The organism is Streptomyces sparsus, from assembly GCF_054776295.1.
Genome location: NZ_BAAHCA010000019.1, coordinates 1 through 20192 on the forward strand (window position 1 = coordinate 1; position 20192 = coordinate 20192).

Annotated in this window: 16 protein-coding genes and 1 pseudogene; 8 read left to right on the top strand and 9 right to left on the bottom strand. The window is 70.3% G+C overall.

Annotation, left to right across the window (positions count from 1 at the left end):
* Positions 1-69 precede the first annotated feature (69 nt).
* The 3 genes from ACYVE9_RS02945 to ACYVE9_RS02955 all read right to left on the bottom strand — a co-directional run bounded on the left by ACYVE9_RS02945 (position 70) and on the right by ACYVE9_RS02955 (position 4177).
* On the bottom strand, positions 70-1824 hold the full coding sequence (locus ACYVE9_RS02945; RefSeq protein ID WP_461026105.1) for an MFS transporter: 1755 nt from the start codon (positions 1822-1824) through the stop codon (positions 70-72).
* A gap of 78 nt (positions 1825-1902) precedes the next feature.
* Positions 1903-2949, bottom strand: coding sequence for a CaiB/BaiF CoA transferase family protein (locus ACYVE9_RS02950; protein WP_461026106.1), 1047 nt, complete (start codon positions 2947-2949; stop codon positions 1903-1905).
* A gap of 4 nt (positions 2950-2953) precedes the next feature.
* On the bottom strand, positions 2954-4177 hold the full coding sequence (locus ACYVE9_RS02955; protein ID WP_461026107.1) for a cytochrome P450: 1224 nt from the start codon (positions 4175-4177) through the stop codon (positions 2954-2956).
* A 335-nt stretch (positions 4178-4512) separates the two neighbouring features.
* On the opposite strand from ACYVE9_RS02955, the gene ACYVE9_RS02960 reads away from it, so the two are divergent.
* From ACYVE9_RS02960 to ACYVE9_RS02980, 5 genes are all read left to right on the top strand, one after another.
* Positions 4513-5646, top strand: a complete 1134-nt coding sequence (locus tag ACYVE9_RS02960) for an epoxide hydrolase family protein (protein ID WP_461026108.1) — start codon at positions 4513-4515, stop codon at positions 5644-5646.
* A gap of 209 nt (positions 5647-5855) precedes the next feature.
* Positions 5856-7085, top strand: coding sequence for a cytochrome P450 (locus ACYVE9_RS02965; protein WP_461026109.1), 1230 nt, complete (start codon positions 5856-5858; stop codon positions 7083-7085).
* 2 nt (positions 7086-7087) lie between these two features.
* Complete coding sequence (locus tag ACYVE9_RS02970; protein WP_461026110.1) at positions 7088-8230, top strand: winged helix DNA-binding domain-containing protein; 1143 nt, start codon at positions 7088-7090, stop codon at positions 8228-8230.
* A gap of 130 nt (positions 8231-8360) precedes the next feature.
* Entirely contained in the window at positions 8361-9119 is a 759-nt protein-coding gene (locus ACYVE9_RS02975) for an SDR family NAD(P)-dependent oxidoreductase (RefSeq protein WP_461026111.1), read from the top strand.
* A gap of 281 nt (positions 9120-9400) precedes the next feature.
* The gene (locus tag ACYVE9_RS02980) at positions 9401-10009 is read left to right on the top strand and encodes a DinB family protein (protein WP_461026112.1); all 609 of its coding nucleotides are present in this window, start codon (positions 9401-9403) and stop codon (positions 10007-10009) included.
* A 390-nt stretch (positions 10010-10399) separates the two neighbouring features.
* Here ACYVE9_RS02980 and ACYVE9_RS02985 read toward each other — a convergent pair.
* The 5 genes and pseudogenes from ACYVE9_RS02985 to ACYVE9_RS03005 all read right to left on the bottom strand — a co-directional run.
* Positions 10400-10581 (bottom strand): annotated as a pseudogene (locus ACYVE9_RS02985) (RHS domain-containing protein); the annotation flags it as partial.
* A 125-nt stretch (positions 10582-10706) separates the two neighbouring features.
* Positions 10707-11075 carry a hypothetical protein gene (locus ACYVE9_RS02990; protein ID WP_461026113.1) on the bottom strand — a complete coding sequence of 123 codons (369 nt, stop codon included), beginning with the start codon at positions 11073-11075 and terminating at the stop codon, positions 10707-10709.
* Complete coding sequence (locus ACYVE9_RS02995) at positions 11072-15775, bottom strand: putative T7SS-secreted protein (RefSeq protein WP_461026114.1); 4704 nt, start codon at positions 15773-15775, stop codon at positions 11072-11074. Before ACYVE9_RS02995 ends, ACYVE9_RS02990 begins: the two co-directional genes overlap by 4 nt.
* A complete protein-coding gene (locus ACYVE9_RS03000) occupies positions 15775-16305 on the bottom strand; it encodes a hypothetical protein (RefSeq protein WP_461026115.1) in 531 nt (176 codons plus the stop codon). Before ACYVE9_RS03000 ends, ACYVE9_RS02995 begins: the two co-directional genes overlap by 1 nt.
* Positions 16302-16661, bottom strand: coding sequence for an SseB family protein (locus tag ACYVE9_RS03005; RefSeq protein WP_461026116.1), 360 nt, complete (start codon positions 16659-16661; stop codon positions 16302-16304). The genes ACYVE9_RS03000 and ACYVE9_RS03005 overlap by 4 nt, the downstream gene beginning before the upstream one ends.
* A gap of 618 nt (positions 16662-17279) precedes the next feature.
* On the opposite strand from ACYVE9_RS03005, the gene ACYVE9_RS03010 reads away from it, so the two are divergent.
* Positions 17280-17789, top strand: coding sequence for a hypothetical protein (locus ACYVE9_RS03010; RefSeq protein ID WP_461026117.1), 510 nt, complete (start codon positions 17280-17282; stop codon positions 17787-17789).
* A 362-nt stretch (positions 17790-18151) separates the two neighbouring features.
* Here the strand turns inward: ACYVE9_RS03010 and ACYVE9_RS03015 are convergent, their stop codons facing one another.
* Positions 18152-19114, bottom strand: a complete 963-nt coding sequence (locus ACYVE9_RS03015; protein ID WP_461026118.1) for a helix-turn-helix domain-containing protein — start codon at positions 19112-19114, stop codon at positions 18152-18154.
* A 528-nt stretch (positions 19115-19642) separates the two neighbouring features.
* On the opposite strand from ACYVE9_RS03015, the gene ACYVE9_RS03020 reads away from it, so the two are divergent.
* Both ACYVE9_RS03020 and ACYVE9_RS03025 read left to right on the top strand, forming a co-directional pair.
* Positions 19643-19786 (top strand): hypothetical protein, encoded by a 144-nt coding sequence (locus ACYVE9_RS03020; protein ID WP_461026119.1) that lies wholly within the window; start codon positions 19643-19645, stop codon positions 19784-19786.
* Entirely contained in the window at positions 19783-20019 is a 237-nt protein-coding gene (locus ACYVE9_RS03025; RefSeq protein ID WP_461026120.1) for a hypothetical protein, read from the top strand. Before ACYVE9_RS03020 ends, ACYVE9_RS03025 begins: the two co-directional genes overlap by 4 nt.
* The last annotated feature ends 173 nt before the right edge of the window (positions 20020-20192 follow it).

Here is a 20192-nt window from a genome sequence, read left to right on the forward strand (position 1 = left end):
GGCAGCACCCCCAGGTGCTGCCCGGCCCCCGCTGTCGTTGCGGTGCTGCCGGTGACGCAGGCGCCGCCGTCAGACAGAGGCCGCCGGTTCCCCCTCGGTGGCCTCCGGGTTCTCCTCCTTGAGGCGGCGCGGGATGGTGAACATCAGGAAGAACACCACCACCGTGATGCCGATGAACACGTACATCAGGGTCTGGAAGCTCTTCGCGAAGGAGACACCGGTGGCCTCCTGCGAGTAGTCGGCCAGGACCTCGGCCACCTGCTCGTCCCGCAGCTCCGGCGCGGTGCAGCTCGGCGGCACGACGCTGGCCTCCTTCTCCTTGGCACGGTCCACCGCACAGGTGCGGTGCGTCGCGATGGCCCGGTCGGCCTCGCCCGGTGACAGCTCGGCGGTGGCGACCAGTTCCTTGCGCAACTCCGGCACCTGGCCGTCGACGGCGGCACCGGCGTTGCCGGCGAGCCCACCGAAGAACACCACGCTCACCAGGGCACCGCCGATGGCGAAGCCCAGCTGGGTGTTGGTGTTGACCAGCCCGGACGCGGAGCCGGCGTCCTTGTGCGGCACCTCGGAGGTGACGATCAGGGGCAGCGGCGTGGCGACCGTTCCGAAGCCGAGGCCGATCAGGAACAGCGGCAGGGCCAGGTTCCAGGAGGTGACGTCGCTGCCGTAGTGGCCGGCGACCCAGATGTAGTAGCCCAGGCCGGCGATCAGCACGAGCGCACCGATCTGCATCGCCTTGCGGCCGAACTTCGGCACCAGGATCATCACCGACGTGGTGGCGGTCATGAAGGCACCGACACAGAACGGAAGGCTGGTCAGGCCCGCCCGCATCGGCGACCAGCCCTGGCCGATCTGCATGTACAGCGTCCATCCGATGACGAACATGCCCATGCCGATGTAGAAGATCAGGTTCACGGCGAGGCCGGACGAGAAGCTGCGGGTGCGGAACAGCCCGAGCTCCACCAGCGGCGAGCCGTCCTTCTGCGTCTTGTGGCGCTGCCACATCACGAAGCCGGTCAGGACCAGTACCGAACCGGCCATGGACACGAAGCCCAGCGTCGGCCAGCCCAGCTCGCGGCCCTGGAGCAGCGGGAAGACCAGCATGACCAGACCGACGGTGGCGAGCAGCACACCGGTGGTGTCCAGCCGCAGCGCCTGCGGCGCCTTCGACTCGGTGATGACCTTGGAGCCGTAGAGCAGCGCGAAGAGGCCGACGGGCACGTTGACGAGGAAGATCAGCCGCCAGTCGAGGCCGAACAGGTTCCACTGCACCATCAGGCCGCCGAGCGCCAGACCGAGCGTGGCGGCGAGGCCGCCGACCAGGCCGTGCAGGGCGAAGGCCGTGCCGCGCTCCTTCGCGGTGAAGGTGACGTGGATGATCGACAGCACCTGCGGCACCATGACACCGGCGAAGGCGCCCTGGAGCACGCGGGAGGCGACGAGCTGCCACGGCTCCTGCGCGAGGCCGGCGGTCAGAGAGGCGACGGTGAAGCCGACCACGCCGATCAGGAAGACCTTCTTGCGGCCGTAGATGTCACCGAGCCTGCCACCGAGGATCAGCAGCAGTGCGAACGCCAGCTGGTAGCCGACCAGCACCCACTGGATGGCGGAGTACCCGGCGCCCAGCTCGCGCTGCATGGACGGCCCCGCGACGTTGGCGATCGTGCCGTCGAGGAGGTCCATGAAGGCCGAGATGAGCAGCACCAGCAGCGCCGCCCACCGCAGCGGGTTGACCGGTGCCGTGTCGGTCGAGTTGTCCGTCCCCGTTTTTGTGCCCTGCACCTCCGTCTCCACGGACGGAGCCTGCTCCGACGAAATAGCCATGGGTTTACCTCTCTGACACTGGACGGGACTTCGGATGTGTGCGCGCGTGCGCGGACAGTGATCTCACTGGGACAGGCATCATGACGCCGCCCGCTGGAAGCGTGGTGGAGCGCCGCTGAAGCGGGGCGGGCAGCCGCTGAAGCGCGGGGCGGCAGTGGCGGGACCGCTTCTGCGTGCCTGGTGGTGCGGGTGCTCGGCGGCTTCGTCGACGCTGAGCACCGGCGTCACGCAGGCCTGGGTGGACGCGAACAGCTCCGCCCAGGTGTCCCGGTCGCGCCGGGCGAAGACCGCGGCGAACTCCGCCTCCAGCGCGGGCCAGTTGGCCGGGTCGTCCCGGTCGGGCAGCTGCTCGGGTCGCAGCCCCAGACCGTGCAGCAGTTCGTCGTAGAAGCGCGGCTCCAGCGCGCCGACCGCGACGTGGCGGCCGTCCGCGCAGCGGTAGCAGCGGTAGAAGGGCGCGCCGCCGTCCAGCAGGTTGCTGCCGCGCTCGGGCCGCCACTGCCCGGCGTCGGCCATGGCCGTGAGCATGCCCAGCATGGCGCCGGCGCCGTCCACGATCGCCGCGTCCACCACCTGCCCGAGCCCGGTGTGCGCGCGGTCGAACAGGGCGGCGAGCACCCCGGCGACGAGGAACATGCCACCGCCGCCGAAGTCACCGAGCAGGTTCACCGGTGGCACGGGTGGCCCGCCGCGCGGCCCGATCGTGTCCAACGCCCCGGACAGAGCGAGGTAGTTGATGTCGTGGCCGGGGGTGTCGGCGAGCGGCCCGTGCTGCCCCCAGCCCGTCATGCGGGCGTAGACGAGCCGCGGGTTCACCTCCCGGCACTCCTCGGGCCCGACACCGAGCCGCTCGGCGACACCCGGCCGGAACCCCTCGACCAGTACGTCGGCTTCCCGTACCAGGTCGAGCAGTTCGGCGACGCCGGCGGTGTCCTTCAGGTCCAGTGCCTTCGACCGCCGGTTGCGGTCGAGCACCCGGTGCCACTCCGGGAAGGAGCGGCGACCGTCGGCCCGGTCGATGCGCAGTACGTCCGCGCCGAGGTCGGCGAGGACCATGCAGGCGAAGGGCGCCGGCCCGATCGCCGCCAGTTCGACGACCCTCAGCCCGAGGAGCGGCCCGGTCACGGCGTCACACGTCCCAGGTGACCGGCAGGCCCCACAGTCCGTAGATGATGGCGCGTTCCTTCGAGGGGATCTCCTCGAAGGGCTTGGCCAGGCGCAGCGTCGGGATGCGCTCGAACAGCCGGCCCCACACGAGTTGCAGTTCCAGCCGGGCGAGGTCGGCACCGATGCAGTGGTGCACGCCGTGCCCGAAGCCGAAGTGCCGGCGGTTGCCGCGGCTGAGGATCAGCTCGTCGGGGTTCTCGAACATCTCCGGGTCGCGGTTGGCGGTCAGGCCCAGGCAGAGAATGCCCTCGCCCTTGGGAATGGTCGCGCCGCCGATCTCGATGTCGTCGGTGGCGACCCGGGGCACGGCCGCGTCGCCGATCGTCAGGTAGCGGACCAGTTCCTCCACGGCGGGCCCGATCAGCTGCGGGTCGGCCTTGAGCTGGGCCAGCTGGTCGGGGTGCTCCAGCAGGCAGGCCGTGCCCAGCGAGATCATGCTGGCGGTGGTCTCGTGGCCGCCGTTCATCAGCAGCCGGCACAGGTTGACCAGGTCGCGGGCCTCGTAGCTCTCCCCCGCCTCCCGGTACTCGGCGATGGCACGGCTGATCAGGTCGTCGCCCGGCTCGCGTTCCTTCTTCTCCACCAGCCCGAACAGGTACTTGTTGACGTCCACCAGCGCGGCCTGCCGCTCCTGCATGGTGGCCGTGCCGCCGAGCAGCGTGGTGCCGTTGACCTGGAAGAACTCGTGGTCCTCGTAGGGGATGCCGAGCAGCAGGCAGATGACGGTCATCGGCACCGGAAGGGACAGCGCGTGGTGCATGTCCACGCCCGGACCCTGCTCGATCATCGCGTCGATGGCCTCCTCGACGATCTGCTCGATCCGGGGGCGCAGCCGCTGCACCTGGCGGTTGGTGAAGGTCACCGCCGCCTTGCGGCGCGTCTTGGTGTGCTCGGGCGGGTCGTACCCGATGAAGGAGGTCTCGGTGCGGAACTCCGGCGGGGCGTCGAAGTAGAAGGGGAAGTTCGCCTCCTTGCGGGAGGCACTGGTGCGGGGGTCGGTGAGCAGTTGGCGCATGTTCTCGTAGCCGGTGACGGCCCAGATCGGCAGTCCCGTCGGCAGCGGTATGCGCTTCACGGGCTCCGCGGCGAACTGCTTGTACTGCTCGGGTGCGGAGAACGGGCATTTGCGCTCGTAGGGGAAGGTCTCCTCGGTCCCCTCGTTGCCCGGTCGGGCGTCTGTGCTCATCGCTGGCTCCTCCTCGTCAGGGCATCCGCACGGTGGCACCCGGCTCTGGACTGCCACCGGAAGCCCGCTCGATCGGCCCCCGGCCTGCTCGACCTCGATTCGAGCCGCGCGGCGTAGCGTCACGCGTCACGTGCCGTCCGGACGCCACGTTCCGTCCGGCCCCACCGGCGGGGCGACGTCCCGAGGGCGGCAGGCACCAGCGGCAGGCACCAGCGGCAGAGCGGCCCGAAGGCGGCACGCGGTCCGGCGGAAGGCGGCACGTCTTCCGCCGCGGGTGGCGGGCCGGCCTCCCGACCTCGTCCAGCAACCGCCCCACCCCAGCAGGAGGAACTCGCATGGCTCCGGCAGTCACCCCGTTCCGGCTCGGCTTTCCCGACGCGGACCTCAGCGACCTCCGGGAGCGGCTGGCCCGCACCCGCTGGCCGGACGCCGAGACCGTCGGCGACTGGTCGCAGGGCGTGCCGCTCGCCTACCTCCGGGAACTGTGCGAGCACTGGCAGCACCGCCACGACTGGCGGGCCGCCGAGCGGCGCCTCAACGACGTGCCGCAGTTCCGCACCGAGATCGACGGGCTCGGCATCCACTTCCTGCACGTGCGCTCCCCGCACCCGCACGCCGTACCGCTGCTGCTCAGCCACGGCTGGCCCGGCTCCGTCCTGGAGTTCCTCGACCTGCTCGGGCCGCTCACCGACCCCGCCGCGTACGGCGGCGACCCGGCTGACGCCTTCCACGTCGTCTGCCCGTCCCTGCCCGGCTTCGCGCTCAGCGACAAGCCCACCAGCACCGGCTGGACGGTGGAGCGCACCGCCGCCGCCTGGGCGGAGCTGATGGGCCGCCTCGGTTACGAGCGCTTCGCGGCGCACGGCGTGGACTGGGGCTCGTTCCTGACCGGCGTGCTCGGTGAGACGGTGGCCGACCGGCTGATCGGCATCCACCTGGCCATGCCCTTCGCCGGTCCGCCGGCCGAGCAGGTCGAGCTGGACGCCCGCGACCTGGCGGGGCTGGCCGCGCTGAAGGAGTTCCAGCAGCAGGAGGGCGCCTACTCGGCCGTGCAGGCCACCCGGCCGCAGACCCTCGCCTACGGGCTGACCGACTCGCCGGCCGCCCAACTCGCCTGGATGGTCGAGAAGTACTGGGCGTGGAGCGACCACGACGGCGACCTGGAGAAGGTCGTCGACCGGGACCGGCTGCTCGACCTGGTCACGCTGGCCTGGCTGGCCCGCACCGGCGCGTCCTCGGCCCGCATCTACTGGGAGAGCCACAACAGGATGGCGCTCGGCCCGGTGCCGGTACCGACCGCCTGCTCGGTGTTCCCCAAGGACGCCCGCATGCCGCGCGCCTGGTGCGAGGGACGCTTCTCGGACCTGCGCAGGTGGACCGACCACGAGAGCGGCGGCCACTTCCCCGCCCTGGAGCAGCCTGACCTGCTGGTGTCCGAACTGCGCTCGTTCTTCCGAACCCTGCGCTGACGGCAACCCGTCCCCGGTCGGCCCTCCCCGGTCGGCCCTCCCGGGGCGCGAGGCCCGGGCCCGGGTTCGGGGATCTGCCGGGCGCGCGTCCCGGGGGCGGCCGGCTCTCCGGGGCTTCACCTTTTCGGCCCCGGGGACACCGCCGCGCATCACCCGGACCGCACGTCGATCCCGTCCCGCACCGCCGCCCCGACCGTTGGAGGCCCCGCATGACCACCGCCGAGGACGTCCTCGTCCACCCGTTCCCCGGCTCCAGCCACCGCGGCCCGTCGCCGGTCTTCGCCGAGCTGCGCGTCCGCGAGCCGGTGGCCCGGGTCCGCATGGCCGGCGGCGGCCACGCCTGGCTGATCACCCGGCACGCCGACATCCGAGCGGTCCTCGACGACGAGCGGTTCAGCCGGGCCGCCAGCTACGCGCCGGACGCGCCGAAGTTCAGCGGACTGTTCCAGGCCCCGCCGGAGATGATCGTCTCCCTCGACCCGCCGGACCACACGCGGCTGCGCGCCCTCGTCGAACTGGGCTTCTCCGCCGAGCGGGTGGCGGGCATGCGCCCCCGGGTCCGCCTGCTGGTCACCGAACTGCTGGACCGGGCCGAGCGGGAGGGCGCCGACGGCACACCGGTGGACGTGGTGGAGCGGCTGGCGTCCCCACTGGCGCTGACCGTCATCGGGGAGCTGCTCGGCGTACCCGAACAGGACCGGGACCGGTTCCGGGTCTGGGTACGGCAGTTCGCGGACGTCTCCGGCCCCGAGGAGGAGGCCGTCGAGGGCCGCGACCAGCTCGGCGCGTACATCGCCGGCCTGGTGGCCGCCCGCATGGAGCAGCCGGGCGACGACGTGCTGTCCGCGCTGATCACCGCCCGGACCGGTGAGGACCGCCTCGACATGGGCGAGTTGATCGGGCTCGGCTACACCCTGCTGGGCGCCGGCTACGACTCCACCGCCGGCCAGATCGGCAACTTCGTGCTGACCCTGCTCACCGACCACCCGGCCCTGTGGCGCCACCTCGGCACCCACCCCGAGGAGGTGCCGGTGGCCGTCGAGGAGCTGCTGCGCCGCGTCAACCTCAACGCCGACGACACGTCCGGGCTGCCCCGGATCGCCACCGAGGACGTCACCGTCGCCGGAGTGCGCATACCGGCCGGGGACGCCGTGTTCCTCGCCTTCGCCTCCGCCAACCGGGACGCGGCCGTCTTCGACGCACCCGAGCAGGCGGACTTCCAGCGGTCCCCCAACCCGCACCTGGCCTTCGGCCACGGCATCCACCGCTGCCTGGGCGCCGGACTGGCCCGACTCGAACTGACCGTGGTCCTGGAGGAGCTGACCCGCCGCTTCCCCGACGCACGACTCGCCGTGCCCGAGGCCGAACTGCGGTGGCGCGTCGGGGACGTCAACCACAATCTGCTCCACCTGCCCGTCCAGTTGCGAAGGACCACGTGATCGTGACCACCCCGTCCCCCGCCGTCCCGCCGGAAAGCGTGCTCGACCGCCGCGCCCTCAACCGGGCGCTGCTCGAACGGCAACTGCTGCTGTCCCGCTCCCGGATGTCCGCGTCGGCCGCCCTGGAACACCTCGTCGGCATGCAGGCCCAGGCGCCCGCGCCCCCCTACACGGGCCTGTGGACAAGGCTCGACGCGTTCCGACCCGAGGACCTGTCCGAGCTGATCCGCAACCGGCAGGCCGTCCGGCTGGTGATGATGCGCGGCACCATCCACCTCGTCACCGCCGACGACTGCCTGCGGCTGCGTCCGGTACTGCAAGCCGCCCTGGAACGCTCCCTGACCAGCACCTTCGGCAAGAAGCTGGCCGGGCTGGACGTGACCGATGTCGCCGCGGCCGGGCGGCGGCTCGTGGAGAAGGAACCGCTCGCCCTCGGCGGCCTCGGCACCCGGCTCGCCGAACGCTGGCCCGACCAGGACGAGTTCGCCATGGCCAACGCCGTACGGGCCCTGGTACCGCTGGTGCAGGTGCCGCCGCGCGGCCTGTGGGGCGAGAGCGGCCAGGCGGTGCACACCAGCGCCGAGGCCTGGCTGGGACGTGCCACGGCCACCGGGACGGACCCCGACGAGCTGGTGCTGCGCTACCTTGCGGCCTTCGGCCCGGCCACCGTCAAGGACGTGCAGACGTGGTCCGGCATGACCCGGCTCGCCGCCTGCTTCAAGCGCCTGCGGCCCCAACTGCGTGTGTACCGGGACGCCTTCGGCAACGAGCTGTACGACGTGCCGGACGGGCCGCTGCCCGACCCGGACACCCCGGCACCCGTGCGCTACCTGCCCGACTTCGACAACATCCTGCTCTCGCACGCCGACCGCAGCCGCATCCTCACCAAGGAGCAGCAGCAGCGCGTCTTCACCCGCAACGGTCTGATCCGCGCCACCATCCTCGTGGACGGCTTCGTGCACGGCACCTGGCGCGTCGACCGCCAGCGCGACAGCGCCACCCTCGTCGTCGAGCCCTTCGCCCCCCTGGACCGCGCCGCGCGCTCCGCGCTGGAAGCGGAGGGCGCGGCGCTGCTCGCCTTCACCGCAGCCGACGCCGACACCCGCGACGTCCGCATCGACCCTGTCGACGCCATCGGCCCGTGACCGACCCCGGCGGGGCGCCCGGCGGGCAGCGCCGCCACGACCCCGCCCGCCGGCCCCTACCCGCTACCACCAGCTCCCGGCTCCACAGCCACCTCTCGGCTCCACCGCCCCTTACCTGAGGAGAACCGCCATGTCGGACAAGCCGTTCGCGGAACAGACCGTGGTCGTCACCGGAGGTGGCACCGGCATAGGCCGGGCCGCCGCGCTGGCCTTCGCCGACCAGGGTGCCGCCCACGTCATCGTCACCGGCCGCCGCCCCGAACGCCTCGCCGAGGTCGCCGCCCTGCACCCGGCGGTACGCCCGGTCACCGCCGACGTCACCGAAGTGGAGGGCACGGAGGCCGTGGCGGCCGCCGTCGAGGAGTGCGGCGGCACACTCGACGTGCTCGTCCACAACGCCGGCGTGTTCCGCTTCAGCCCGCTCGACGCGATGGACGCGACGACCGTGCGCGAGGTCATGGACATCAACCTCATCGGCCCGATGCTGCTCACCGCTCGCCTGCTCCCGGCGCTGCGCACCCCCGGCGGCAGCATCGTGCTCGTCTCCAGCCGCGCCGGCCACAACCCCACCCCGGGCGGTTCCGCCTACGCGGCGAGCAAGGCCGGCATCCACAGCCTGACCCGCACCTGGGCGGCCGAACTGGCGTCCCGCGGCGTCCGCGTCAACGCCGTCGCACCCGGCTTCGTCAAGACCGAGGCCTACGCGGCGAACGGCCTCACCGAGGAGCAGGTCAACGGCCTCTTCGAGCATGCCAAGGCCGACATCCCGCTCGGCGCCGTCGGCGAGGTCGACGACATCACCCCCTGGATCACCCGCCTCGCCGAACCCGCAGGCGCCCTCATCACCGGCCAGATCATCACCCTGGACGGCGGCATGGACCTGGCCTGAGGGACTTCAGCCCGCCCGTCTGCGCAATGCGGCCTGTGGTGCGGGTCGGCGATACCTTCGCCGACCCGCACCACAGGCCGTTGCCGTCTCCCTGCCCCGCGCCTGACCACCCGCCACGCAGCGCACCACAACGGGCGGCTGGCCGACCTGACACACTCCGGCAGTCTGTGCGGCGGCACAGCACCGCCTCCGGCACCAGCCGCCCGCCGCCCCCGGGCCCACGGCATACCTCTTGGCCTTCTACTCGAAACTACTGGCAGCCCATGGCAGGCTCATGCCGCATGATCGATGAATTCGCGAAAGACAACCTGCACGGGAGATTGCGGCGGGACCGCAAGGCGCTGCTCTGGAAACTCGACGGCTTGTCCGAGTACGACGCCCGCCGACCTTTGACAGCGACCGGGACCAACCTCCTCGGCCTGGTCAAACACGTGGCTCTGGTCGAGGCCAGGTACTTCGGCGAGGTCTTCGACCGCCCTTCCCCAAAACCGCTGTCCCGGTGGCAGGACTCGGACGGCAGCGATCAGTGGGCGGCCGAGGACGAGACCCGCGATCAGATCATCGGGTTCTACCGGCGCACGTGGGAACACTCGGACGCGACGATCAAAGAGCTTCCCCTCGACGCTCCCGGCCACGTGCCGTGGTGGCCGGAGCCTTACGCCCACACGAACCTGTTCGCTGTCATGACCCATGTCCTCAGCGAGACCGTCCGGCATGCCGGGCACGCCGACATCCTGCGCGAGGGCCTCGACGGCCGGACCGGGCTGCGCGCCGAACACGAGCAGCAGATCGACGAGGATGCCCGTGCAGCCCACCGCGCGAAGATCGAGCAGGCCGCCCGGTCGGCCGCACCTCCGCCGCTGACAGGCGGTGAATCTCCAGCGACTTGAAGGATACGTCGAGATCAATACGCGCCACTGTCAGAAAAACACGTCGACCCTGGTGGAGAGTTGCGGATGCACGCTGCGGAGCAACAGGACTGAGTGGTTGACCGAATACTGCCATATTCGGAATTTTGCAATTCCATGCGCAGATTTTTTCCGTACACTTCTAACCACCTACCGTGACTCGCCCCTGGGAAGCAGAAAGAACCCACAAAGGCCACGCCGATGCGGTCCCTCACCCCCAGCTTGGATCGCCCTGCCGATGTGACACATTTAACTTCCAGTGGACGTCAATCAGGCCAATCACCATCCGCTCAGCCCGTAAGCGTTCACACCGACCCGAGTACGGCGTCGATGAATTCATCAGGCGGCAGATAGGAATGATTTTCGACGTAGGTAGTGGAGGCCGCCGGTTTCGGGGTCGTGACCAGGGAAACACAGCGCGGTGTGGGCGGTGGCGTCGCGGTTCCACGTCGTGGTGCCCCACAGGGTGGTGCGGGTGTGCCACGCGGTGCGGCCGGTCTCGTCGACGAGGTGGGTGGGGCGCCGACGAGGTCGGTGACGATCGCGAAGAAGCGGGAGTGAGTCTCCTACGCAGAAGAACAACTTGCGTGCGGGCAGCACATCAACCTGATCTCTCAAGCCCCAGAACCAAAAACTGCTTCTGCGAGCTCGACGAGGAGCACGCATTCTTCTCCTTTTGCTAAGGATTCATAGCGCTCAACAGCCTACGCACCGCCACTTCTGCGAGTCTCGCCGCACTTCTCACTTCCTCCCAAATGGGGGAATGTTTGACAGCATCCTCGGTCCATACATTTGTTTCTGAAACAGTCATACCTTCAAAGAAACCATCAATAGCAGAAAGCTGTGCGACCACGCCCTCTGGGATTGACCCAACACGCTCAAGAGCAGCGGCGGTTCGATAGATATCGTCAAACTCCAAGGCAAGCTCATCTATACCCACCCCCAGGAGTCGGCAATAGTTAATCTGCCTTTCGGAATTCGCACCGAGAATCTCAATGATAGAAAGTAGCTCTTCGGCGAAGGAAAATCCTTCGCTCCCTTTACTCAATGCAGCACTCCTCCCAGGTCTCCCTCGTATCCTTTGACGCGCCAGTATGGGGCACTTCCATGATGGCCGCCCCCAGGGTGCCATCGCAGCATACGTCCCGTTGGATCACCGCGATCATTATATTCACGCAGAACCCATCCCTGACCTGCATGTCCGCCTCGCCCCAAAGTTTCCTCTCGCCACCCAGGCGCATACACCAGGGCTCCTCTCACTTCCTCTGGCTTGACACCGCCAGCTAGGATTTGCGGAGAATCCATAATGTCCTCAATACCCTGAATGGAACCAACTGGCCCTGCCTCCTCGCGCAGTTGTTCTTTTAGTCTTTCGCCATTTGCGCTATTGGCCGGCCCTTCGGGCCCCCGTCTCCACTCTTCACAGTCCGGCGCCAACCCCAGCGGGTCCGTCCATGTGAGCGGGTTGTGGACGTAGGTCGCAGGGTTGGGGGCCGGGGCGAGGCCGAGGGGGTCGGGGGTGGTGTAGCGGGCGGTTTCGGGGTCGTAGTGGCGGAAGTGGTTGTAGTGGAGGCCGCCGGTTTCGGGGTCGTGGTACTGGCCGGGGAAACGCAGCGGAGTGTGGGCGGTGGCGTCGCGGTTCCACGTCGTGGCGCCCCACAGGGTGGTGCGGGTGTGCCACGCGGTGCGGCCGGTCTCGTCGACGAGATGGGTGGGGGTGCCGACGAGGTCGGTGACGATCGCGAAGAAGCGGGAGTCGATCTCGGCCTGGGTGGTGGCGTCGGTGAGGCGCTCGGTCTGGGTGAGGGGGTGGAGGCCGTGGTGGTCCCAGGTGAGGGTGACGGGGTGCGGCAGGTCGGGGCCGGTGGTGGTCTGTTCGACCAGCGTGGCACCGTCCCAGGTGAACTGCACCTCCTCCACGACGGTCTCACCGTCGTCGCCGCCCAGGCGTTGCTTGGCGGTGCGGCGGCCCAGCGGGTCGTAGCGGTAGCGCCATCGGGTTCCGTCCGGGGTGGTGACGTGGGTGAGGCGGTCGTGGGCGTCGTAGGTGTAGTGCCAGGTGTCGGGTTTGCGGGACAGCCGGGTCCTGGTGCGCCGGGTGAGGCGGCCGGCGGCGTCGTAGGTGTAGCGGACGCGGCCGGCGCCGGTGATGCGGGTGCCGGTGTAGGTGCGGGGACCGGTGGCCTCGGTGCCGGGGTGGGTGTCGGGCCAGGTGGCGTGGGCCTGGTTGCCGGCCTCGTCGTAGGCGTAGGACTCGGTCCAGCCGTCCGCGTGCACGGCGGTGACGCGGCCTGCCGGGTCGAGGGTGAAGCGGCGTGAGCCGGTGCCCGCCGACTCCCCGGTGTCGTCGATGCCGGTGAGGTAGCCGTCCGCACGCCAGTGGTAGGTGCGGCGGGTCAGCAGGTGGGCGTCGGGGCCGCCGAGCGCGGTCTGCTCGGTGAGGCGGCCTGCCGGGTCCCACTGCTGGTCCAGGGCAAGTCCGGTGCCGATGCGGCGGCCGGTGTGGCGGCCGACCGCGTCGAGGGAGAAGTCGACCCGGCGGCCGGCGACGGTCATGCCGGTGCGGCGACCCGCCGCGTCGTGGGTGTAGGTGGTGACGGCGCCCATCGGGGTGACGCGTCGGGTGCGGCGGCCGAGCGGGTCGTAACCGAAGGACGTGGTGCGGCCGTTGCTGGTCTCCGCCTTGAGCCGGCCGGCCCGGTCGCGGTGGTGGACGAGTTCGCCGTCGTTGTTGGCCGCGCCGAGCAGGCGTCCGGCGATGTCGTAGGTGTAGGTGGTGACGGCGCCGTCGGCGTCGGTGCGCTGCACTTCGTCGAGCAGGCCGTGGGTGAGGGTGACGGTCTGCCCGAGCGGGTTGGTGCGGGCGGTGAGGCGGCCGACGGGGTCATGCTCGTAGGTGAGGGTGCGGTCGTCGAAGTCGCTCTCGGCGGTCAGCCGGCCGCTGGGGTCGTAGGTGTAGTCCCAGGTGAGGCCCTGCGGGTCGGTGACGCGGGTGAGGCGCAGTTCGGCGTCGTGGTCGAAGGTGTAGCGGACGCCGTCGGGGCCGGTGCGGGCGGCGAGCTGGTCGAAGTGGGTGTACTCGAAGGTGGTGGTGCCGCCGTGCTGGTCGGTGTGGGTGAGGCAGTTGCCCTCGCCGTCGTAGGTCCACCGTTCCCGCGTGCCGTCGGGGGCGGTGCGGGAGAGCGGCTTGCCCTCGACGTTCCACGACAGGTGCGTGGCGGCGCCCGTGGGGTCGGTGATCGTGGTGACGCGGCCGAAGCGGTCGCGTTCGTAGCCCGTCACGCCGCCGAGCGGATCGGTGATCTCGACCGGCAGTCCGGCGGCGTCGCATCGCACACGGGTGACGGCGCCGAGCGGGTCGGTGACGGAGGTGAGGTTGCCGGACCCGTCGTGGGCGTAGCGGGTGACCGACCCGGCCGGGTCGGTGGCGGTGACGCGGTTTCCGCGCTCGTCGTAGGTGTACTGCCAGCGGCGTCCTTCGACGTCGGTGACGGCTTCGGGCAGGCCGAGGGCGTTGACGTCGAACGTGACGGACCGGCCGTCGGGGCGGGTGGCCCGGGTGAGGTGTCCCTGCTCGTCCCACGTGTAGTGCGTGGTGCGGCCGAGTGCGTCGGTGCGTTCCAGCGGCCGGCCGCGGCGGTCCTGCCGGGTGCGGGTGGTGTGGCCCAGCGGGTCGGTGACGGCGACGACGTTGCCGTGCTCGTCGATGAGGTGCCGGGTGCTGTGCCCCGAAGCGGTGGTGAGCGTCGTGACGCGGTGGCCGGTGCGGTCGTCGCGTTCGTCGTAGGCCAGCCGGACGGCGAGGTGTCCTTCGGTGCCGCCTTCGGCGATGCAGCGGTCGTTGTTGTCGTAGACGTAGTCGTAGCGGCGGTGGTTGGTGTCGGTCCAGGCGATGACGCGCTGCTCGTCGTCGTACTCGAACCGCAGCGGCAGGCCGGACGAGTTGGTGACCGAGGTGAGGTCGCCGTCGGTGTAGCCGTAGCGGACGAGCTCCTGGTCGCCGCCGTCCGGGGCGGCGCCGGCCAGGTGCAGGGCGGTGATGCGCCCCTCGGCGGTGGTGACGCGCAGCCGGTAGCCGCCCGAGTGGGCGACGGCGAGCGGGGTGCCGTCGGCGGCGTACTCGAAGGAGACGGTGTTGCCGTTGCGGTCGTACAGCCCCTCCAGCAGGGCGGCCCCGTCCGCGCCGCTCTGCGGGCCGGCGAACAGCCGCACCACGCCCGTCTCCGGGTCGGTCAGCGTGTAGTCGCCCTGGTCGGTGCGCTCCAGCAGCATGCGCGACCCGTGCGTGGGCTCGGTGGGCACTCCGGGCGCCGGGTGCGGGAAGGCCAGCAGCCGTCCGTCCTCGGAGACGAAGACGACACCCTTGGCGTCGACCTCCAGCCGCTGGTCGGCGGTGCTGGACCAGGACGGGCCGAACCAGCGCCCCGAGCGGTAGCCGGACTCGACCCGGCGCACGAACGACAGCGGCAGGGCGCCCGGCAGCGCCACGTCGGTCTGGGGCAGGAACATCCTGCCCGTCGCCAGGTCGACCGGGTCGGTGCCCTGGGTCGACCTGTTGTCGTCCCTCTTCGCGTGCGTCTCACCGCCGTTGCGGTCCAGGTCCCGGCGGCCGGCTCCGGTCGGCACGTCACCCGGGGTCTTCGCGAGTCTGCGCGGCAGCCCGGCGCCCTTCGGGCCGATCAGTTCCGGGGCGATCCGGCCGATGCCCTCCGACCGGTCCCGGTCGAACGCCTCCCAGGCGCCCTGGAGCGCGGGCATCGGGTCCTTGGCCAACTGCACGAGGCCGGTGGCGGTGCTGTTGAGGTTCGTGGCGTACTCGGCCGGGTGGGTGAGGTTGTAGGGGTCGAGCATGTTCATGCTGCGGGCGAACGAGACGATGCTCGCGGTGCCCTTCAGCAGTCCGCCGCCCACGTGGTCGGCGTCCAGTTTCAGCCCGACGACGCCGTCCTCCACCTGCTCGGCGTAGGACGGCTTCGGCGGTGCCTCGTCGCGTGCGGCGCGCAGCGTGGCCGCCGCGGTCCGCTGGGCGCTGTCGCGCTGCGTGCGCGCCTCGGCGAGCATCTGCTCGGCGGCTTCGATGTCGGCCGTGCCGGGGTCCTTGAAGGCTCCCGGTTTCCTCGGCAGGTCGGCCGGGTCGCGCTTGTCGGCGGCGGTGCCGTTGTACTTGTCCACCGCGTCGTTGTAGGTGTCCACCGCCTCGTTGTGGGCGGTGCGCGCGGCTTCGGACGCCTTGACGCCCCTGTTGTACTTCGCCAGCGCCTCCTTGGCCCGGCCCTGTGCCCACTCCACCGTTCCCGCGAAGTCCCGCAGGGCCCCGGCGGCCTTCTCGCAGGCGTCGGCCGCCTTGAACCACTTCTTCGGCTCGACCGAGACCTTCTCCCGGAACGCGTCGGCCGCCTGCCCCTTGAGACGTGAGGAGTCCAGGGACTTCAGTCCCGTGCCGACGCTGTTGAACGACGTCTTGAGGTCGTCGAGATGACCGGCCGTGGCGCGCAGCTTCGACGGGCTGCCGTGGACCAGCTTCTTGGGCTCCTCGGTCTGGCCGAGCTGCAACTCTGCGACGTCCGCGCCGAGCCGGTTGGCCGTCGACTTCGACTTGTCGCGTATCCAGTCCGCGCCGCTGTCCCAGCCGACGTCCTCGGCGCGGTCGGCGGTCCAGTCGCCGGCGTCCTCGACGAGGCCGCCGACCTTCTCCTGGCCCTTGTCGATCCAGTCGCCGGCAGGTCCGAGCAGGTCCCCGATGCCCATCAGCCCTGGTCTCCCTGCGTGCCGCGGATGCCGAGCTGCGGTTCCCCGGTGTCCTTCCAGGCCTGTTTGATGTCCTCCGCGGCCTGCTCCCGCGACTCGGCGCTGTAGTCCGGCGCGTCTGGGGTGAGGAGTTCCTGCCAGCCCTGCTTCTCGATCTCCTCCTCGGTGAGGTGGGGATTGCCGGTCGGGGAGACGGCGTTGGCGACGATCTTGAAGGTCCCGGCGCGGTAGCGGTCCTCCTCCCAGGTCAGGCCCGCCGCCAGGCCGAGCCGCCTGGCGAGCTGGTTCGCGTCCTGGATCAGGCCGCGCACACCCCACTCCCAGCGGTCGCAGAACCCGTCGAAGGCGTCCGCCACGTCGCTGCCGCCGGCCTCCATCGTCGTCAGCGCCAACTCGCCGACGCCGGCGCCCTGGCGGGAGCCGGTGACGCCGCCGATGTCGGCCAGTTCGTCCATCGCGCCGCGCAACCCGTTGGTGATCTGGGAGACCGCTTCGGCGCTGATGTCGAGGTCGCCCTCGCCGCCGCTCACCGGGCCGCGCCCGACGCGTCATCCCAGGAGGTGCCTCCGGACGGTCCGGCGGCTGCCGGGCCGCCCCCGGGCCGGTCGGCGGCTGCCGCTTCGGTCAGGTCCACCGCCGCCGCGTCGGGCACGGTGCCGTGCACGGGCGGGAACAGCATCGAGCCGTGCTCGTCGGCCACGTTGAGTGCCACCCCCGCGGGCACCTCCAACGCCGGCACCACCACGTCCAGGAGACGGGCGCCGAGGATCTCCCGATACTCCGGCTCGGCTCCGGGCGCGTCTCCGCGCGCGGACGTGAACCGGGCGTACGCCTGCTCGTCGGTGAAGGCGTACAGCCACCGGATGCCGCCCAGCGTCGCGGACATGAAACCGCCGTCCATCACAGGCGCGACAACCGCCGAGCGTCTGAACTCCCCGAGCAGGACAGCCGGTTCCGTTGTCCCGGCACGCACGCCCGCTATGTACTCCGTCAACTCCACGCTGTCCCCCGTGCCCCTCGGTCCCCCCGACGCAGGAGAACGCTAGCGCGATCCCCAAGGGCGAGTCACAGCAGCGAACGCTTTGTGGCGAAGTCCATGCGGGGAGGGCGGTGCGGAGTGGGTCCAGCGGCGGGGGTCGGAGGCTGCGAGCACACTCGTGACAACGCTCAGCCCGAAGGGCCCTACCAAGGAGATGGCGGGTCCACGGCGTGTTCGCAGTCAGGTGAGTCGGTCACGATCCTCCTGGCCGAGGTCGTCGATATCCCAGAGGACCACCTCGTTACGGATACCGGCAGTACCGGCACGGCTCCGGAGCAGATGGAACGCCTCTTCCACTCGCCGTCCTGTTCCCCTCCGTTGTGAACAGCGTTCACGTGATCATCGATGTGGGTGATCGCACACGCCGACAGGACGCCTGTGGAAAACAGAGAAGAATCGGATCGCGCTCAGCGATCTGACTCCGTGCCGAAAGTTCACATGTCGCGATTTCACACTCTTCGCACCATGGCTTTGATGGACGGCGGCACCGTGATGATAACGTCCTCCCACCCATGGGAGGCTCGTATGCGAATCAAATGTACTCTTTACGCCGTACTGCCCGTGCTGATGTTGTCTTCCGGATGCACGATCACCTCCGAAGCGTCACCGGATGCCGCCACCAGATCGCCAGCGCAGACCGTCACGCCGAATCCGGATCCGACTCCGGTCGTCACCTATGACGGAAAGACCAAGACCGTCACGCTCGGCGAAGTCAAGGTCGCGGCGACGGTGGAGGGGCCGAAGATCAACCTCGTTGTCACCGCGAGCAACACCACAGAAAAGAAACTGACCTACGGTATCGATGTCGCTGTCAGCAGTGGTGGAACTTCGGTGTATGCCCAGACCTTCTACATCCAGAACATTGAACCTGGACTAACAAGGAAGGAGTCCAGCGAAGTCGACATCTCAGGATATACGCGAACCGTTGGCGAGCCTGAAGTTTTCATCAACGACGTCACCAGCTACACGAAATAAGCCCCGTACGCAGCGAAGAGCAACGGGGAGATATTCGACACCGAACCGCACCCTTACTGCAGCGACCCCTAATTGCAGTTCATCCATATCGTCGGCACTCCCACCTACCACGACCATGGGTGTCTGGCGAATGTCGACGAAGGCCCCGATGCGGCATCTGCAGCGCCGCCGGCACTTCGCGGGGAAGGACGGTGCCGGGAACAACGGCATCACACTCTCGTCACCAGGACCGTGAACCGGTCGAACCCGCCCGCCGATGCATCGAATGAGGGCGTCGCCGGCATCGAAGCCCCGGTTTCTTTCTCCTTTCCCCTTCCGCCGCACTACTCAGCGAGCCGTTCGGGCCGGGGAGGCGAGCACTTTCAGCCCGCGGCCTCGGCCTGCGCCAGGGCGTGCCGGTACTCCTGTGTCCACTCGGCTGTGCGCTGGTCCGGAGGCAGCCCGGCAAGCCCGGCTCGGAGGTTCGCCTTGGCGTCCGTGTGGTCGCCCAGGGCGAGATGGGCCAAGCCGATTCCCATGCGGGAGAACGTCGGCGTCAGCCAGTACGCCGTACCCGGCGGCGCGGTGTCCCCGGCGGCGTCGGCGAGGTCGCCGGCCTTCCCCAGCAGTCGCCTCGCGTGCTCGCGCTCCCCGAGCAACGCGTAACCGTGCGCGGCCTGCACGGCATCACCGACTCGCTGCAGTGGTGCGGCACCCGGGGTGTGGTAGGCGGTGAGGAACCAGCGCAGGACGGCACGTGGACGTCGTTGCTGGCGGGCGAGGTAGCCCTTGAAGTTGGCGGCCTGAGCGGCGAGTACACCGTCGTTGACGTCGTCGGCACGGTCTTCGGCCTCGGTGAGCCACCGCGCGGCCTCCGCGTCGTTCCGCGCCTCGGCGTGCAGCCACCCCATGAACTGGACCCATTCCGCGGCCACCCGATGCAGCCCTGGGGCGTGCGGTCCGCGGGCGTCCCGGGCCAGCTGTTCCACGGTCTCCCACTGGACGGCGGCGACCGGAAGCATCGCGGTGGCGGGAACCGCGTCGTCGAGGCGGCGTTGAGCGGCCAGTACCCCGGCGAAGGCCTGCACCGTCTCGGCGTCGATGCGCGCGGGGTGCGCCACTCCGTGGGCCATCCGCTCGTGGTCGTCGGGGGTGAGCCGCGCCAGCTCACCGCCCGTGCCCAGCAACCGGTCCAGCGCCGCGACCAGCTGGGGGGACGGTGCCTGCTTCCCGTTCAGGACGCGCGAGAGGTACGCAACGTCGTACTTGAGCGCACGGGCGGCACCTCGCATGGTCATGCCGTGGGCCTCGAGGGCAGCGCGCGCGCCGGCGGCGAAGTCGTTCACGCGAATCTCCCGGCAGCCGTTGACTGTTGACACCCAGCGTAGTCAACAGCAGTCAACTGGTGAGCACGATCGAGGAAGGCGAAGGCTGGGCGGCAAGTACCCCCGCGACGGGTGGAAGCCGTCCGGGGGCCTGGCCGACCTGAGAAAGCAGGCCGACGTGAGCATCGTCCTCCGTCTCGTCATCTGGTGGCGAACATTCGTACAAGTCGGCCACTGCTGCCGCCGAGGGGCCCGGTGTCGCTGCTCACCGCGCCGCCCGTACAGCGCGGCGGCCCCGGCCCGCCCGGCACCCGCACCGCCCTCCCCGCGTCCGGCGCGCCCGCCGTGCACGACGGGGCGGCGGGCGGGGCGTGGAGGTGCGGCAGGCGGTCGGCACCGGGATGTCATCGACGGCGATGCAACCGTGATGGTGCGTCCGTACGTGTTGGCCCATGAGCAGGCGGAGCGCCGCGCGGCACTGGCGCTTGCGCTCGACGGGGTGGACGTGGGCCCGTGGAGCATCCACGGCGTGCAGGTGGGGGGCACTCGGTGATCAAAGACGTTCTGGAGCATGCCTGGACGGCCTTCCTGAGCACGGGCCTGCCCGTGCTGGCCGTCGTCGCCGTCACGGGCGGCCTGTGCGGGGCCTGGCTCCAGCTCGCCCAGCAGGGCGGTTCCGGCGGTGCGCGATGACGGTGCGGGACGGCGCCTGCGGCGCGCGACGCCCGGCGTGGCTCCAGTTGCCGCCCACCTGTGCGGACCGTTTCGCGTGTGTGCTCGATCGCGCGCACCGCGGCGGCCACCAGGACCTGACCGGCCACACCTGGTACGTCACCACCGAACTGGCGGAGGCCCTCGCGGTGGACCTCGCAGCCCAGCAACTGCGGCAGTTGGCCGAGGAAGCGCACGGGCGAGGGCACCGGTGAGGGCGGCTCGACCGGCCGACGTCACACCGTAGGCCTGCGCCACAGCCGGGAGCCACTGGCGGCGTCCGCTGCCGGGAGGTGGCCTCAGGACCTGTCGAGCACGTGGCACCGCGGCCCCACCCGGCGCCGAAGCGCCAGCCACCACTCCGGCGCCCCGCCCCCGCCCGGCGGCC